Origin of the sequence: Nocardia cyriacigeorgica, assembly GCF_010868145.1 — a bacterium.
GTDB lineage: Bacteria > Actinomycetota > Actinomycetes > Mycobacteriales > Mycobacteriaceae > Nocardia > Nocardia cyriacigeorgica_D.
In genome coordinates, this window is the sequence record NZ_JAAGUY010000008.1 from 62,445 (window position 1) to 81,601 (window position 19,157).

Sequence of the window (19,157 nt, forward strand, 5' to 3'; positions counted from 1 at the left end):
GGGTCAGGACTTCGCCGAGTCCGAACCGCTGTGCGTCAGGTAGATCCCGGTAGCTCTGCCAGTTGTCTTTTCCGATCGGATTGCTGACGACACCCGGCACGTACTCGGTGAGGAGAACGAGACCACGCCGTACCAAGCCTGGGGCGTGCACGCCGACGGCGTGGAGTAGGAGTGTGGCCAGTTCCTCGGCGTCGGCATGGTCCACCTCGCGCACCGTTTTTTCGACCGCGTGGAAGCCGTTCTCGTAGACAACCAGAACGACCTGTTCCGACATGGTCGTGTTGGTTCCGCCACCTTTGAGAACCCGGCGCTCGGATACGCCGGAGTTCTCCGCCTCGGCCAGCTTCTCCGCGAAGGGTCGCTCATCGACAAGGCTGTTCAACCACAGTCTGTGTTCTGCGCTGATGTAATAGCCGATTCCCCAGAGTGGTTCGAGGCTGCTACCCGAGATCTGCTCGACCCGCACCTGCCCGTCATCATCGATCCGGACGTGTCGGTACTCGACCGGAATGCCGATTTCGGCCGCTTTCCACCGGAATTCGGGGTCGAGCGTGTTGAGCAGCCGTATCTGTCCGAGCATCGGCGACACGACCACGACCCGCTCACCGATACCGGATTCCGGGTCCGGCAGCAGCCCGATACCCTCGTCGACAATCGTTGCCCCCTCCGCCGCGAGAACCTGTCTTGCCGCCAGAATCGGCAACACATTGCGGATCTCGTCCACATACCGATGCCATTCGTCGATATGCTCCCGCAGCACACCGAACAGGTCGGTGGCTGTGGGGAACTCCGCATCCTCGGCGAGGACCCGAGCGATGACACCGTCGATGACGAGCCTGCGCAGCGCCCCGTCCATCCGCCCGCGCCGCGTATCGGTCACAATGCCGTTCAGTGCGTCGGCGATTTCTTCGGTGCTCTTTCCGATCAGATGCGCGGTATCGATGCCGAGCCGATTGACCGGCCGTAGCGCTGCACGCACAACCTCCTCGGCGTCACTTTGTGCGTTGGCCAGCGACCGGAGTGCGGCGGGCGGGACTCCGACCGGAGCAACCGGCTGGTCGTTTCCTGGCAGGGCGCCGATCGGATCCATCGGGAAGTCGGCGGATGGGTCGCCGGGGTCGTTCGGGTCGTACGGCAGCACTGGACGGAGGATGGTGCCGACCTTGGCGTGTTCTTCTTGGCGGTAGGAGGTGCCGAAGTATTCAGCGCCTGGTTCGTCCGGGGTACCGCGTTCGTATCGTGTCCAGCGCACCTCGCGTGGGCGGTAGGTGAGTGGTTGCTCAGTCGGGTCATACCCGCGAACTTCGCGTTCCCAGACAACGCCGTCCTCATCGATCTTCCACAACGTCATATGCGCGCCCACCCGCGCCGGTCGCCGCACCACCAACGCCACCCGCGCCCCGGTGCCCAGCTCCGTCAGCCGGTCGGCAACCTTGTCCCTGGCGGTTCGCTCGTTGTCACCGACGAAGCCGGATGGCTCGAACCGAGCACCGGTTTCACGGCTGAACTCCGGCGCGAACATCTCGCCGTGCTCGCCGGGCCTGCCTGGCAGCCCGAGCGGGAGCCCGCCGCGGGCGAGTTCGCCGACGACCTGTGTCGCGCAATCCTTGACGTATTCGCCCTCCAGCAGCAGGTCGAGTGCCCCGTCGTCACGGGGAACGACGGGACGATCGTGGATGCGGAATCCGGCGGAACCGTCCGTGTGGGGCGTCAGGTCGGTCGATGGCCCGGCCGGCTCGGATATCCGGCCCGCCAGCTCCGGGTCCTGTTCTGCTTGGCGCACAATGGCTTCGGCCGGGGCGTCGCCTGCGTGCAGGCCGACTTTCGTGAGTTGCGGGCGGCCACCCGGCTGACTCGAATAATGCTCTCGGGTTCCGATGAAGCCGAGGACGTATTCCTTGACCAGGTTGGCCGCGTTGTCTATCGGAGCGGGCTCGGTCAGCAGGATCACCGAGGCAACCCGTCGTCCCGGGGTGCTTTCCGCCTCCGCGAGGTCTGCCGTCGCGCGATCGACCGCCTCGAGCATCAATGCCGGGGTGATGCCATCGCTGAAGATCCGGACGCGCACTTCGTCGGCGGCGTCGACATCGCCGATCGCCATCGCGATATGCGGAGGGCCACCGAAATTCTCCGTGTACCGGTCGAAGAGATGGACATGTGGGTGGCCGGGCAGCTCCGCTACCTGGTGCTCGGCGGCCGCGAGACCGATGAGGGCCGTCGCGAGACTCGCCCGCCGCGGATCGATGTCGGGGCTTACGTCGCGTTGCAGTTCCAGGGCGATGGAATCGAATTCGTCGTTGGCCTCGGCCTGCCGACGCGACTTCTCCGCATCGTCGGATTGCTTGTCGTCCAGCAGAGCCAACCTGGCCACGCGGTTGCGCCAGCGCGCGGGAATGCCGTACCGATCATGCTTCAGGTCACCGACCAGCGACCATTTCTGTTCCCGGTTGAGCGCGTCGAAGGCCTTCGCGCCCTGGACAACCTCGCCGAGGAAGCCGCTGACCTGCCAGGACTGGCCACGGATTGTGGCCAGTTTGGTCCACGCGTCATCGGCGAGCAGCGCCAGGTCGACGTCCTCGCCGCGCCAATCCTCGGGCAGCAGCGGCCGGGGCTCCGGTCGCTGAAGAAGCAGCCGGTCGGCGATGTCCTCGAGGTGCTCGCTCAGCAGCTGGCGCTCCGTGGCGTACTGGTTCAGCCTGCCCGCGCGCACGGGATCGGTACGTATCGGAGAGACCACACCGGCGGCCTCGAGAGCCGCCTCCGCCGCATCCGCGATCTCATCGCGAATATCTCGCAGGCGCGCATCGACCGCACGCCACGATTCGAGCGTCTGCTCGAGTTGGTCGAGGAGTGTATCCACATCGTCGACGTGTTGTATCGCGGTGAGCAGGGCATCCAGGTCCGCGTATTTCTGGGCAGCATCGGAGAGGCGGTCGCCGTCCGGGGCGCCGTCGAGGTCCAGGTAGGGCACCAGTCCGTGTATCCAAGGCCCGACCGCCGATGGATCGATGTTCAGTCGGTGGGCAAGGTCTGCCGCCGCCTGCGCGTGGCTGGCCCGCAGTGTGTCCAGGACTGCCGGATCGATGAGCTGGGGAGGTTCGAGACCTTGTAGTGTCGCGAGCTCTTCGGCTTCGCTATTGGCGTCTGCTCGCCTCCCATGGCCGTGATCGCGTGCCTCGTCCACCTTGCCGAAAAGGCGCGTCGGGATATCGGTTCCGGACCGTCGAGGCTCTTCCGGCCCGTTACCGGTGAAGACACCCGGTCGACCGGTTTCGCCCGCGAACCAGACCGACGGATCGAACCTGTGCGGTGGGGCGGCAACGGTTGGCGCCTGCCAGTCATCGCTGCGCATGCGTCTGTGGGGATCAACGCCGAATACGTTCCAGGGGTCCTGCTGTGGAACCGAGGCGTCACCCATGACGACTGGCGCGGGTACCGGCCATGCCGGCGGTTGGTGTGGGGCGGTGCCGTCGGACGGGCCGGCTGCGGCCATGGGCTTGATCTCGCGGTGATACGTCACCACGGGGCCGAAACGTTGGCGGTCGCCGTCCGGCAGCATTTGGAACGACTCGGAGCTGCTGGACGGTGTGTAGATGACACGGCGCGGCGCGGCATTCGTATCAATCGGTATGGCCGGCGGCGCGGCCAACGCCTCGCGCACTACCCGGGCAGCCTCGCGCGCGGCTGATTCCGTCCGCTCGATCTCGGCATCGAAGCGTGCCTGCCATGCTTCGTCCGATTCCTCGAGCGGCTGCGGAAGATGCGCTTCTTCATTCAGCTCGGCGAGTCGCCCGTCGAGACCCTCCAGATACCTCTCGATCTGTTCGGTGCGCCTGTCGTCAGCGGAATGGCTCGGCATCTTGGCGGGGTGCCGGGTGTTCGCACGAGCGCGGAGTCCCAGATCACGCGGGACGGGGTTGCCCTGGCTGTCGATGGCGTAGAACGCGACGAAGGCTTCGTCGATATTCCCGAGTGCGGGCCAAATCTTCTGGGTGCCTTCACCTTCGCTGACGGTTCGGATGCGGGGGATGTCGATCTCAGCGTCGGATCCTTCGGCAGGTAGCCCGAAGAGCAGAGTATTGCCTTCGACATTGATGACGGCGAGGTCGGATACCTTGGTGCCCTGACGGATGGACATGAAGGCACTATCGATGCCGTTTCCTCGGGTCCGGACGGCTTCGACCACTCGGGCAACGGGGTCGCCTTCGGTCGAGACGGGCCGAAGTTGGGCGCCGAGTGTGGCCTCGAGGGGTTTCCAGTTGTCGTCGGCGTCCCAGTGGGGGGCGGTCGGGTCGGGTTCGGGGGCACCGCCGAGGCCGAGCGCGTGGAATATCTGGGCGAGTTGGAGCGCGCCGTATCCGATGGTGGGATTGCCGTTTTCGGCGTCCTCGGCTGATTCGTCGCCGATCGCCGGTGTCTCATATGTCTGGTTGCGAATCGAGTACCCGAGTGCAGCCGCGCCCAGGGTGGTCAATCCGAACAGTCCAGCCGCACCCATCGCCACTGAATAATTGCCCAGCACCGGCAGCGCCGCAGCAATGGTCAAGCCCGCGCCGATTCTTCCGACGGATCCGAATATGCCCAGGGCCGAGGAGGCGCCACCGAGAGCGTTATCGGGAATCACCCGGTGCTGATGTGCCTGGTAGGCAATGTTATTGACATAATTGGACGATCCGACCGCCGCCATCGCTCCCAAGAGGGCATACGGGTTCGAGGTGTTCGCATACGCGAGCAACAGTCCGGCCGACGTTGCCATTGAGATCGGATAGGTTAGTCCGATTTTCGCGCGTTCGACCAATTTTTCCGGGACCAGCAACTTGGTTGCGACCATGCCGGTGGCGATCCCAGATGCGAGAAGACCCTGTACCGCAACGGAATAATCCCCCTGGGTGATGATATCCACCAAAAGGATGGTCCCCACCTCTGCGCCGAGGACTGACGGAGGCGTCAGGACCAGGAAGTACTTGATGAACCGGTCCCTGAACATGTGGCGAGGGCCATCGAGTACGCCAGAACGCTTCTTCGGATCTTCGTCGTCGGAATTCTGCTCGTCCGGCGGCATAGCGGGAAGTTTTTTCAGCACCGCCAAATTCTTCAGATGGAGCACGGCACTCACGCCGAGCGCGAACGGGCCGGCAACAGGCCCTGCCGCTTTACCGACCGCGCTGGCGAGCGCATTCTGTATTACGTTGTACCGCCTGGTGGCAGCCTCATCCTCTGGCGTATTGGACAGTTTCTTCCGGTAGGCAGGACCGGCGTTATCGATGACAGCCTTGGCGATCGACGCCGCGGTGGCTGCGCTGATGAGTGCGATTGGTGCCCCGTGTAAATCGAACAGGACCCAGCCGCCGGCGCCGAGCATCGATACGGCGGTGATCCCCGAAGCCGCTTGCAGCGCCGTCCGATTGTCGCCCCGGTCGGTAACGGGCCCCATCAGCGTCTGCGTTATCAACGCGGCCACCTGGGGCACGGTCATCGCCAGGGCGATTTCATCCAACGGAACACCCGATTCGCGCAGCGTCAACGGCAAGGCGACCATCACGGCGCTATCGGCGATAGAGGTGGTAATGCTGTTCCTGGCCTGCGATGCGAGTTCCTGGTTCGCGGGCTTCTTCGGACCATGCTCACGCAGCCATTGCCAGAAGGATTTCGACGGCTCATCGCCGGGCAGATGGCTGAGCGCGCCTTCGACCGGTTTGCCGCCCTGCGGGGCCTCCGACGCTAGACCACTGAGGTCGGGACCCATCTGGTCTTCGTCGTTCATGCTGAACAGCACGGCGCGTGTGGGTGCGCCGCGGTGCGCGCCGCCCTCCAGCGCGAGCGCCTCCCAGGCACTCAATTCGTGGGCGCCGGCCAGACGTCCGTCGAAGACGACGATCTCGGGACCTGCGGGAAGATCGAAGCGGGTCAGCGCGAGGGCGTGATGACGAGCCGGCCCTTCCACGTAGACCAGCGCGGTATCGGCAGTTGTCGACGCGAGCAGGTCGGCGACCACCTGATTCCATGTGGTGGCCGGTTGATCGGTGACGGAAGCGGCCAGTGCCGCCCACCGTGGGTCGTCTGATGCCGGAATGTTGCCGCGGAACAGGTCGAGATGGCCCAGCGCGTTGCTCGCCCGGACCAGGCAGTCCACCGCTTCCAAACGCAGGTCCCCGACCACCTCCCTGCGCGTGTCGGACGCGGGAAGTGTCTGCTCCGGTTGGCTCATCCGGAACTTCAGCTCGATCGATTTGCCCGGTTCCCCATAGGCCGACAATTCGTAGCCGATCGAGGTGGCGCCCTTCATGGAGATGGCGTCACCGTGCTCAGGGATTCCGCTGACCTGTTCGGCGGTGCTCTCGTCCAGGGCCATGAGGGTCCAGGCCGGAACTTCCCTGGACGAATCCGAGATCCGGACTACCAGCTCGTCACGACGCGAACCAGGCATCCATGCCTCTACCCACGCCGTGCCCGCGGAGGCGTAGCGGGCGGCATTGCCGAAGTGCTCCGAAACCATCCGCTGGACCATCTCGACCTGAGCCGCCGGCCAGCCCAGACCTTCGAGCAGATCAACGAAGCTGCGAACGACAGTACTGCCGCCGGCCGCGATCTCGTTGGGGTCGAAGACCAGGTCGACCACGGGGTCACCCAGATCCTGCAACGACCACACCGGTATCGCGGGGGTGGCCAAGGTGAACCGCAGGGTGCGGTCGCCGTCCTTGTTCAGTTCGATGCCCCAGGTCCGAGCTTTCGCGTCGAGTAGCTCGAGCACCCGTCCGGTGTCGGTGTGTGTGACGATCCCGGTATCGGGGTCAGGCGTGTCTCTGGCCGGTACGGACCTGTTCTGATCGGTGACCTCGACGATCACCCACTGTGCCTCTGCCTGCCCGCCCGAGGTGGCGCGCACTGTGGCCGGGCCGTCGGCAATGCTCAGCAGCGCCTCGACCATTTCTTCGGCGGCTGCGGTCTGCGACTCGAGAGGAGACCGTGCCAGCATCGCGCGGACCACGTCTCGTGCCTGGGGATGCGGCGCCGCGCCGGCGTTCACCGTGACCTCGAGACGAGTCAGCGGTGCTGATTCATCGCTGCCTCGTGCGTCGGCTAGCGCGGCGACCACCTGCTGGTCGGAGACTGCGAGATGGGTATACACCAACCAGTGGTCGGTGTCGGTGTGGCTGATGCCGGACTCGGCGACGTCGAATTCCGGTGAGGTGAGCACTTGATCGGGCGCGCCGTCCCATCCCGGTACGGTCCGGGCATCGGGCGTGAGCGCGGGGGACATCCCCATCGCGTCGAAGGTCTGCTGATACACCACATGCGGACGGTCGGTGTTGAGGTCGGCGGCGAGCACCGTCGGGCCGGTGGCCAAGGCCCGCAGCAGCTGCCCGATCTCTTCAGCGTGGACTGCGCCGCCGCCGTCCTCATAGCTGTGCCCGAAGAAGCCCAGCGGCGTCGGATGCGTATTCACCACGGTGATCCCGCCGATCTCGACGACCTGCGCGAACCGATCGTGGGGGGCCACCACCTGGCCGTTGATCCGTAGTTCGACCGTGGTGACGCTGGGAAGTTTGTACCCGTTCGCTTCATCGATCGGGATTCGGCTGATCACGGCCAGGCTCAGCATCTTGCTGGTATCCATGTGCGACGGCGACATCACGGTCTCGTACACATACTGGTAGCCGAGCAGCGCTGCCAGTTCCTGCGCGGTCGAGCCGTTCGGGCCGACCTCGGATTCCTGCACGACGATCACATCGGCGTCGATGTGGCGGAGCTGCTCGGCGAAATACGCCGCATCAATGCCGCTGTAGTCGAACGGGATCGCGTCCTCGCCGTGATCATCCGGGGACCGCAACCGGCGTCCTCCGGCGATATTCCACGTTGCCACCCGCAATGAACGCGCGGGTTCCGCAGCATGGGATTCGTTGCGCTGGTTGATCACAATTGGGGCGGGCTCAGCTGGGGGGTGGTGCCCGGATGTTGTTCCGTCCGCGCTGATTACAGGCTGGAGCTGCACCTGCTCGGAGTTGTCGCCCGCCGTCGGTGTTTCCGGTGCCGGGCCGGTCGCGGGAGATTGCAGGACAAGCCATTTGCGATGGGGATTCGATCGGCTCAGATCCAGCCACGTGTCGCCGGTGATGAGCACACCATTGTGACGACCTTGCAGGTAGTTGCGGCCGTTGTGTTGAACCTCTTCGATCCGGCGCATGGTGAGTTCGATCGCCGCCGGTTCCAGTTCGAACTGCGTCATCATCGCTTCGACGTGCGCCGGGTCGGCCGCAAGGAGCTTCTGCAACGTCCAAGGATGGGGCGGACGGTTCGACGCCAATGCGTCGGCGACGAAGAAAGACTTGGCGTCGATCGGTATGAGCCCGGTGTCGGCGTGTTGCCGCTGCCGGTGGGTGGTGAATGTCCTTTCATCGACTCCGAACGAGTTTCCGTGGTCGAACGGTACGGCGCGAACAATGGCACCGTTGTGGATCAGGATTTCTTCGCCTGCGCTCGGGTACAGCGGATGCTCGAGGGCGTCGACGGGAATCAGCAGGGTGCGATAATTCAACGTGGTCCGGTCGACACCCCCGGAGAAAAAGTCGAGATAGGTGAGCATGTCCCGGTCGGTCCAGGAATACTCCTGGGCGGCCAGCGCATCACGCAGACCGCGAATGTAGAGCATTCGGGAGCCAGCGCCATCATCATACAGTTCGGTCGCCGGAACAATCCCGAAGCCGAAGATCTCGGCGAGGAGGTAGTAGACGACTTCGCGCACTGCGAGCCGAGACGGGGGTAATTCGACGCCGGTGTTCTCGCCCGCAACGGGTTTGTCGATGTACAGCTCGGGTTTTCCTCGGAACTTCGCCAGATATACCTGGTTCTTGTGTTCCTGGCCGAGCGGAACTCTGATGACCGATTCGGACGAGCCCTGAGGCGCGGTGGGGCGTCCTTCGACCGGTGGGACTGCCGCGGCATCGGATGCGACGACTACTCGGCTGTCTGCGGTCGCGAATTCTATTGTGGCGGAGCTATCACCCAGGCCGATGATGCGGTTCTCGGGCTTGGGCGCGCCACCGAGCTCTTCCCGCACCTCGCGACCTGCGTTGAGCGCCACCATGTCCTGGGCCAACTGACGTCCGCCCAGCTCGGCAACGGATCCGAGCCATACGATCGTCGCGACGTTCGGATCCGTCCTGGATACCGTCTCGAAATGTTGCCGGGCCAGTTCCATATTCGGTCCCAGCTCGGCCAACGTTGCCTCGGGATCCGCCACCTGCCAGTACAGAGTTGCCGCATCGCGGGCGCCGATCCGGACGACAGCGCGCTCATTGGCGCCGTCGAAAAGCAGGACATCGACCTGTGGCGTCGGAACCATCAGGTTGGCGGCTTGTTTCGCATCAGCCACGTCGAACCGCGCATAGGTGAGGTTGCCCAGCTCGCGTACCTCGGCCTCGTTCAGGTCGGCACGCCGCCCGCGCAGGTCGTTCATGCGTTTCGTCATCGCCTGCTGGCTCGCCTCGTCCAGCACCGACTCCGGTAGACCGAGCATTCCGCTGAGCACATCCGGACGCGCGCGCGACACTGCGATCCGCTGCTGCGGGGTCAACGACTCCCACCATGCGGCGTCGTGCTTCGCGGATTCAGCCGCATGACCCACCGGGTCATCGACAGGCGACGACTCGAATGTCTCTGCCCCCGACCGCAGCTGGTCCAATGCGGTCTGTGCCGGATCCGCCGCTGTCGGTTGCGCTGTGGTGTCCGGGTCTGGGTTGTCGGCGGGGGTCGGGCCGGCGGCCTTCGCCGCCGGTTCGGGCGTCGAGGGTCTCGGGGTGGATGCAGGGGCATGGTGATCGAAGCTGGGGCTACCCCATTCCTGCCCGTCGCCTTCGGGGTGGGTGTGGTTCAGTACGGATGGGTCGAGTCCACCAGACGTGAACGGGTTGCGAGTGCGGGGGCGGCGTTCGCGCGCGAGGGGATTGACGACGTCGTGGAGGGACACCACTGGACCCCCGGGTTGACCGCCGCCGGCCGACGGCCTCCGGTTCTCGGTGGGGGCTGGCGCGGGGGGCTGCTCATCGGTTGTCGGGCTGGGTTGTTCCTCGAGTGGAGCGTGGAATTCGAACCACATGTGTTTGCCGTGGTCGTGGACGGTGACGCCGGTGTCATCGGCCAGGATGACGGTCATGGCGAGTCCGCGGCCTCGGGTGGCTTCGAAGTCCATGAGGTCCCCTGGCTCGGGGACGTAGGTGCTGTCGTCGGAGACGGTGAATCGGAGTATGCGTTGGCCGTCTTCGTGGCGTTCGGCGAGTGTGAGGACGACTGCGCCGTTGGTGTGGCGTAGGGAGTTGGCGATGTATTCGTCGATGCCGACTCGTGCGTCGTCGAAGTTGTCGAACCAGCTGAAGTTGTTGCGTACCGTTTCTTCGGCCCACTTGCGTGTTAGTGGGACGGGGGCGACGCGTTCGCCTTCTTCGCCGAGTTGACCGGGTGCTGTGCCGTCTTCCCGCACCACACGCCGCACCTCAACCGGTGCAGGTGATCCGGAATCGTCGCTATCTACTGTCGGCCACTGGTCCGCGTCGGTGACGTGGGCCCCGCCCTGGGTGATCACCAGGTAGCCCTCGTCGGCCAGGCTGCGGAATACCCTGCGGACGGTGTATTTCGACACCTGCAAGGGCTGGGCGAGTTCCGCGGCCGGTGTCATTCTCTGGCCGGGAACGAAGTTGCCGTCGAGAATCATTTGCCGGAAGAGCGGTGTCAGTGTGGCGTGCCAGCCGATGTCGGCGGCGGTGTCCGTGAGGGATTGTGGTGATGGTTCACCGGTGAGGATGGTCAGCGTTTCTTCGGCAGAGAGGGGCGCCTCGATACCGGCTGGCCCACTGGGCCATTGGTCCCTGCTGGCCACCGTGGTCCCGATCGGATGTCTGACCTGTAGGTAGCCCTCTTCAGCGAGTTTGTGGTAGGCCCGAAGGACCGTTGGCGACGACAGCCGGAGTTCTTCGGCGAAAGTTTCGGCAGGCGCGAGCTGTTGACCTTCGCGAAGTTCGCCGTCGAGAATCGCTCGGCGCAGACCGGCGGTGAGTGTTGTATGCCAGCGGTATTGGGTCGAGACTTCCGGGAGGCCTCCCGGAAGTGACGCGTCGAGGAGGTCTTTCTGCTCTTGGGCCGACAGCGGCACCGATCTTTCGGCAGGCGCTTCGTCCGGCCAATGGTCGGTGCTCGTCACCACGGTGCCCGCTTTTCCGCCGCGGGCTACCAGATATCCCTGATCGGCGAGTTCGCGGTAGGCCCTGGTGACTGTCGGGGTGGATATAGGTACTTGTGTTGTCGTCCTGAGATTTTCGGCGAGCGCTCCAGCCGCTGCCAATTTTCGGCCCTCGGAAATGTTGCCGTCGAGGATTGCCCGACGCAGTCCGGTGGTCAGGGCTTGGTGCCAGCCGACGCGGGCCAGGGTGTCCGCGAGACCGTTCGGTAGCGCGTGGTCGATGAGTTCGGTTTGCTGTTCGGCCGACAGTTTGTCAGGCTGCGCGGCTGATGTGCCGGATGATTGCTTGTTGCCCTTTGCCACGTTCTCCGCGCCCTTGCCGACGCCCGGTTCGCCGGCTGGCGGCGTGTGGAAGGCCATGTAGCCCTCTGCCGGTCCACCCTTGGAGAACGGCATATGTGGCTGGGCGCCCATGCCGTCCTGGGTGGGGCGACCGGTGTCGAGTCCGGCGTCCATCGTGCCGGGGTAGGCGCTCGGTGCGCCCGAGCGGGTGGGCCGACGAGAGGTGGTCGGTGCCGGTGGTTCGGGTGCGGGCAGGGCCGGTTCTGGTTGCCACTTCTGGAGTAGGCGGTTCAGGTATTCGCTTGCAGCGGTATCGAGTTCGGGCTCAGCGAGTTTCGTGCGGATGCCATTGAGAAGCTCGGCCTTCATCGCCGACAGCGTGAGGGCGATGGGTGCGAGGTCGGGGTAGCGGTGCGCGTAGTCGTCGCTCTGGAGCAGGTAGCGGGCGATACGGTCGGCGCGATCGAAGGTGAATGCTGCCGATTCGAGGTGATGCGGGGTGTTCGCGGCCGTGTTTCCGAATTCCGATACCGCGGCGAGCAGGTCGGCCACCGCATATTCCATCGTCGAAACGAGCCGGTCGGGTGTGATGTCCTCGGCGCCTGCGGGGATCAGCTTCGACAGGATGGCGAAACGGTGCTCGGGACTGATGGGTGTGTATCCGGCAACATGGTTCGGGTCGTGCGTTTCGCCGACGATCCGGGCTCGGTCCGCCAGCAACCGCATGAGCTCGACGGTGAGTTCCGAATTGTCGTACCTGCCGCCGCTCCCGAGCCGCTTGGCCGCCTGGTACAGCAGTTGCACCGTAGGCCCGGCATCGGCGAACGACCAAAAGGGTTGCTGACCGCCACTCGGCCTGTTGGGGAGTTGCAGGATGTAGTCGATCATTCCGGCTGCGTCAGCGGCAGCGAGGGCGGCCTGCTCGGGATCCAGGCCCGACAATCCATGACGAGCCGCATCGGCGATGGCCTGCACCAGGTTGTTCTGGTACTCGTCCACGAGATCGGCGAGCTTCGCGTCGACGGCGGCGAGCGCGGATCTGCCATCGAAGGGCAAGTTGACTCCGGCGTGCCGGAAGTCTTGGTAGAGGCGCTGCAGGTAGTCCTTCGTGCCGGGCTCTAGCTCCAGCTCATCACGCTGGAAATAGAGCTTTTCGACACGTTCGAACAGCTTCTTGTTCGTCAGGACTTCGCGGTCGTGGCGGGCTTTCATGCCGGTGATCAGGTTGTCCACCTGCTCGGCAACTGAATTGCGATCTTCCTTGTCGCGCTTCAGGATCTGCTGTTCGGCGAGCCGACGGTATTCGCTTCCGGACTCGGCGAAGCGATGCAAGGTGTTGTCGACGTCGGGTTCTTCGGGGTTCTCGGCGATCTCGTCGAGCTCGGCGTTGTGCTCCGCGATCGCCTTCGCCAGATCCTTCATATGCTGCGCGAGATCGACCTCATCCCACCACGGATCCTCCGCCGGGGCGAACGGGAACGGGTTGGTGCCGCGGATGTTGTGCCGGGTGCCGGGCGTGGAGAGCACGGGGCGGCGGGTCTTGATCTTCGGTGGGGGCGGCGGTGCGAGCGTCGCGCCGGACACCCCGCCCTGGGTGGTTTCGACTCCTGGGCTGTCGAGGTATTCGAGGCTGTCCGGATTGAGGCCAGGCCGACCTCCGGGCTTGCCGGGCGCTCCCGGTGCGGATTCGTCGAAATCGGTCGGGTACTTCCGGCCGAGACCGGCATCCATGGGGACGGTCGTCGGGCTGGCATCGAGGGATGTCGACGGTGCTGCCTGCGGGCGGGGGATCGGCGTGATCTCCGGTCCTACCGCCGGTTCGGGGGTGAGCGGGCTGGTGGGATCGTGTTCTTCCTGGCCGCCGTCCGGGGTGAAGCGCGGGCGGTTGGACCATGAGTCCAGGGAGCCGCTCTCTCGGGGCCGGGGGACAATCGGTGTTCTGTTGCGGGTGTCCTCCTCCGGCGGGAGGGGGAACGCCGGGTTCGTATAGATGGCCGGTGGTGGGAGCTTGAACTCCTCGGGAGGATCGCCAAGCGGGAAGCCGGGGATGCGTGGAGTGGTGGCGTCTGTGCCCGTGGGGAATTCGACGGTGCTCGGTTTCGGCGGGATGAATTCCTCGGGCTCGTCCGGGAGATCGTCGTCGACGGGGGTTCGGTTGGTCGCCGGGAGCTGCGATGCGGTCGAAGCTTGTGGGAGCGGGCCAGCGGTCGGAGGCGCGGTGGAGAGGGCGGCGCTCGGCGGAATCAATCCAGGGACCGAGCTCGGATCCGTCGAAGGTGCCGCAGGCGCGTGGGCGGCGCGTGGGCTCGCAGCTCGGATGGGATCGGCCGTGCTGGGACCGGTCGAACCCGGGAGCTGTTGTGCCGCTGTCGATTGTGACGGTGGCGCTGCCGCGGCTGTCGCTGCCGACGGCGTCAACGAGGAGGATGCCGACGGGGCGTGGGCGGGCGGTTGCGCTCCCGCTGCCGGCGATGAGGGCGAGGAAACCTCTGAGGTCGATGTCGACGCGGTCGCCTGAGGTTCCGCCGTCGGCGAGGGCAATGCAGACGCCGCGACCGCGGGGTCCGTTGCGTTGGGCGCCGGTGTTCCCGGGACGGCCTCGGGGACGGGTGAGGTGTCGGGGGCGGTGCTTCGGGTGGTTCCGGTGTCGCTACCGATCGAGGACGAGCCGGTGGTTTCCGGAGGCGCTTTCGGCTGCACCTGCGGTGCGGTGGCGGTGGCGTCCGCAGCACGGGGCGGGACAGTGGCGGGGGTGTCGGGTGTCTGCGAAGGGGACTGCGTGGCTGACGGTTTCGCGGCAGGGACGGTCGACGTCGTCTCCGCAGCTGTGGCAGAGGCGCGCGGGGCGGGAGTGGACTGCGGCTGCGGCGGGGTTTCCGCGGGGCCGGTGGGGCGCGTTGCTGGCGCCTGGGTGTCGCGGGAGGCCTGTGTGCCGGTGTCGCGGGGCGTCTGCAGGCCGGTATCGCGAGAAGCCGGCATGCTGGAGTCGCGGGTCGCGTGTGCGCTGGTATCGGGAGCTCTCGATGTGCCGGCGTCGCGGGGGAGCGGGTTGTCGGCGTCGCGGGCTGTCGGAGTGCTGGTATCGCGGGGCGTCTGCGTGCCGGTGTCGCGAGTCCCCAGGTTGTTGGTGTCGCCGGCGGACCGCGGAACCGGTTCTGCGGTCATCGTCGAGCTCGCATCGCCGCTCAGGTGGCCCATTGCCGTCGGTGCGTCCGGCTCCTCGGCTGTCATCACGCCGAGCCGCTCCAGATCGCGCTGGAACGCCGCCTCGAATTGCTCCCGGTTTATCGGTGGGGTTTCGGTCGTCGAATCCGGAGCGGGGGCGCCGCGCTCGAGCAGGTCCGTTCCGCTCAGTCGGTCCCAGCCTGGCTTCTGCTGCGCTGCCTCGCCCGGTGCCAGCTCCAGTTGCGGGCGCCAGCGTCCACTGTCGGGTGCGGTTTCCAGGAAGACGACGCCGAGGGTTTCCTTGACGTGAGGTGAGATCTTCCGCAGCCAGTTCTCGACTGCGTTGTCCTCGATCCGGACCCGATCGGGGCCGGTCTGCTTACCCTGTGCGTCGACGGTCCACTCGATCACCAGATCACCGGAGGTTCGGCGACGAATATTGCCGACCTGTTCGTGGATCTCGATGCGGCCGAGGCTGTTTCGGCTGAACGCCGCCGCGTGTGCGCCTGCCCCGTCCTTGAACTGAAGGCCGCCGGCGACCTTCGCATTGTTGTTCGCGACGTAGTCGACAAGTGCCTGTGGTGATTCGAAGGTGCGCCAATGTCCGCCGAGGGCCTCGGCGTACTGCTCGACCGTGACCCCTCGAAGACGGGCCTCCTGGCTGTCGATCAGCGACGTGTTGATGCCGTCGTATCCCGTCGTCTCCTTCATATGGGACGCGACTTCAGGGGCGCAGTTGCGCAGCCCCGCGGGGACCTCGTGCGCGGACGGGGATGTCGAATCCCCGTGGGCTGTCGAAGGGGATACGGGACTTGGCTCTGTTGATTCGCGTACGGGGTTCGTAGGTGAATCACCTGACAGGCCGGCAGGTTCCGGCGTCGGGACCGTTTCCGGCGCGGCTGTCCCTGGCGCATCTCCCGTGCCGCGAACCGGCGTGCCATCCCCGCTACCGGACTCGGGAAGAGCGCGGGCATGGCCCGGCTCGGATCCTTGTGTGGACGGAGGTGGCGCAACATCTCGCGGTGCGGAAACGCGTCCAGTGCCTTCGGAAGTCGTCGTGACATTGCGGGTCGGCTGGGACGATTCGGTGCCGCCACGAGGGCCGGTCTGCGCCGTGGGCCCGTTCGCGGAGGCGTTCGGTGTGCCTGCCCCATCGGAGGCGGTAGAGACGGCTCGTGTCGGCGGCGGCGCCGATTCCCGGACACCGGTAGCGCTTCCCTGACTCGGTCCGGAACCACCGTGCGGGACCGGTGTGGAATGCCCAGGGCCCGATCCGCCCGATTCCGGCGCACCGGGTGAATTGCGTTGACCGGGAGCGGTTCCCGGGGCGTCGCCGCCGAGGGGCCTCGGTCCGGGCGCTTCGCCGATCCCCATTTCCGCGAGTTGCTGCCGATAGTGGGCATCGGCGCGCTGCTGGAATTCGGCGACGCTCGATTCGCGGAACGACCGCGGACCGCCGGATGTGTTCTGGCTGTCGACGAAATCGGCGACGAGGTCGCGGTGCGGTCCTGAGGGAAGATCTTCCGAGCTCATCCGCCCGGCGAGTTCACGACCGAGCTCTCTGATCTGCCCTTCCGGCGACATGTCGCGCGGACGGGGAGCCTGACCGTCGGATCCGGTCACCGAGGATCTCAGCCGTGGCGGTGGCCCGGCGGACCGTGTCGAGCTCGAGCTCGAGGGCGATGGGCCGGCCGGCGCTCCGGTGGGGGAGGATCCGGGTGGCGGGGTACGCCCCGCGCGGATGGCCGCGCCGACGGATCCGACGATCCCGGACCCCAGCCCGGTCCAGATCATCGCGGCCATCTCTTTGTCGGTGAGTTCGCGGCCGGACAACCATTCCGCCGTTTTGGCGCCGGCGTAACCACCGACAACACCACCGCCTGCCCCGGCGGCGACGATGCCGAGGACCTGGAGGGCCTTCCTTGTGGTCGTCGAGGCCGCGTGGGCGCCGAGCCCCATCACCTTGTGGGCGATGGCGCCACCCGCTGCGGCACCGAAAGCGCCGCCGACCGCGCCCGCCCCAGCGCCGATCTTTACCTGCTCCCAATCCATCGCGTCGCGATTGCCCTCGACCATCTGTCGGCCCATCGCGTATACCTGGGTGCCGCCGCCGATGGCACCGCCCATCACGGTGCCCTTGGTCACCAATGCCAACCTCGGCAAAGCCACCGCGAATTTCGCGTTGGCCAGCCGCAGCATCGTCACCAGATTGCGCAGCGACAGCGTCATCGCTTGTCTGGCGGCGAGCCGACGCTGCATCATCACCAGCACGGTTGCCGGATGCGGCCTGGTCAGATCGATGAGGATCATGCCGATCAGTACAAAGGCGATGCTCTGGACCAAATAGATGTGGTGTTCGATCTTGAGTGCGCCATCGTCGAGATCTTTGGCGCGCGCCTCTAGGTCAAGACACAGTTCCTTGGTGTCGGTTCCGCACTCCCGGTACCACTCGCGTAACTGATCGGCGTACTCACCAGATATGCCCAGATCGGAGCCGTGCCGACCGATCTCGTCGATGCTGATGCCCAGCTCGGTCAGTTCCTTCGCCGTGTTCCGCCAGTATTCAGCGGCGGCGCGCATGGCATCCGGGTCGCCTTCCGGAATGTGGCCGACAACCATATCGACCAGCCAGTCGGGAAACCAGTCGGGAAGGTCGAACATCACCCGCCGCCCGGACGACTACGCGGCATCTCGACGACCAGCCGGTGTAGCGCTTTCGCCGGGCCCGACGCGTCATTACCGCGCAACTCGACCTCGGCGAACGCGGTTTCCAGCGCCGTCTGAGCGTGAAAACGTCTGCTGTGGAAGCTGTTCGGGCCCAGCTGTGCACGCCAGGTCCGGTATCCGTCGACAACTCCGGCCAGCGTGTCGCCGCGGTCCCATGGGCCGCTGATCCGCCGATACTCGGTGATCAGCGAGCGTTGTGCCAGCTGCTGTGCACGCGTTCCCGCCGCCGCGACGAGTATCCGGCCGAGTGCGTGGACCACGGTCGCGTAGATGGGCCGTTGCTCGGATCCCGGTGGCATCAGCCCAGCCTGGGCGGCCGCCTTGACCGTGGTATCGAACAGATCGGGATCCGCGGCGAGCTTGGAGTCGAGCGAGATCCATGGGCCGGTGTCGTCTCGGTTCCAGATCACCTCGGCGATCGAACCGTCGGTGCGCGCGGCGATCTCGATTCCGCCGAGGACGAGGTAGGGGTACTTGCCGAGGACGTCGTCGACCGCGGCGGCGATCTCGTCGACCGTGTGTTCGGCGATCCCCGAGGTGTCGAACCCCGAGATCCGCAGGTTGCGCCGGGCGGCGAGGGCCTGCGCGGCGGCAAGTGCCGCTGCGTTGGTCGTCGGCTGACCGGCGGAGACGCGTGCGGTGGTTTCTCGTTTCGTCCGGCGTGCCTTGCCGGACTTGTCTCGCGTCGGGGGTGGTGTCGGTCCCTGATCGCGGCCGGGGCGGCGCGGCGGGATGGTCTGTCCTGGAGGAATAATCGGGCTGCCCGTACCCGGTGGGCGCGATCGGGGGGCGCCGGGGCCCCAGGGTGTCGCGGCCTGGGGCCGCGCCCATGGTGTCTCCGCCGACGGGCGTCCTCCCACAGGCCGTGCACCGGAATCCGCTGGCTTCGCGGCACCGCCGGTCGTCGGGGCCTGTGCGGCCAGGGCGCCGCGCCCCGATGCGGATGTGGGTGTGCCTGGTGCCGGGGGGGTTTGGCCTTGCTGGGACGCGCCGCGATCACCTGAGGGTGGAGAGGTGGGGTTGTGGCCCGATGGGGCCGCAGTCCACGGCGAATTCCCTTGGCCACCAGAAGGATCAGGGTAGGATCCATCGGCGCTGCCGGGGTAGTCGATCGGGTTCGCTGTCGGATCGAACCCCTCCTCGGCGGAAGGATCGGAGGTCTCGGGCACGTAGTCGAACGGCTGATCCGCTGGAGTATCGACCGGTACATTCGCGTCGGTGTCGCCGACGATCGGTCCCGTGTCGGATTCAGCCGTGTCGGGAAGGTATCCGCCGGGGACGTCGATCGGTACGTTCGTGCTCGGAGCGGACTCGGGTGTTGAGTAGATGGTCTGAGCGGGACCCACTGGGGGACCGCTCAATTCGAGGTAGTAGGGGTCAGCGTTGCCGATTTCAAGGGCGCTGTCGTAGTCGGTGTCGTACAGATTCTGGGTGGAGTCGCGGACCTGGCGGCTTGCCTCGGCCAGTCGATCTGCCAGATTTCTCAGCGCTGTGATGCTCTTCTCGGCGCGCGGCTCATAGCCTTCAGCGAAGGCTCTCCCCGGCTCGTCCGTGCCCCAGGGCTCGCCTTGTCCGTCCAACCCAGTCGTCAGCGTGCCGAGTTGATCGCGGGCTGTCGTGGCAAAGGCGCTCAGTCGTGAGATCAGAGCGTTGATCCGGTCCGGGTCGATGTGCAGCGGCTGGCTCATCCGTGATGAACCCTCCTCATGACAGTGCACCGGATCAGAGAGGAAAATTGTGCCCGATCACG

General features: G+C 66.0%; 2 protein-coding genes (1 of these 2 only partly in view). Both read right to left on the reverse strand.

Translation table 11 applies throughout. The features are described 5' to 3' along the window. Nucleotides 1–17,341, reverse strand: partial view of an MFS transporter gene (locus tag GV792_RS12395; RefSeq protein ID WP_163824241.1) — the start only. The gene continues 45,509 nt to the left of window position 1, outside the view; 17,341 of the gene's 62,850 nt are visible here — the first part of the coding sequence; the start codon lies at nucleotides 17,339–17,341; the stop codon falls past the left edge of the window. After that, complete coding sequence (locus GV792_RS12400) at nucleotides 17,341–19,095, reverse strand: WXG100 family type VII secretion target (protein WP_163824242.1); 1,755 nt, start codon at nucleotides 19,093–19,095, stop codon at nucleotides 17,341–17,343. Before GV792_RS12400 ends, GV792_RS12395 begins: the two co-directional genes overlap by 1 nt. Between the last annotated feature and the right edge of the window lie 62 nt (nucleotides 19,096–19,157).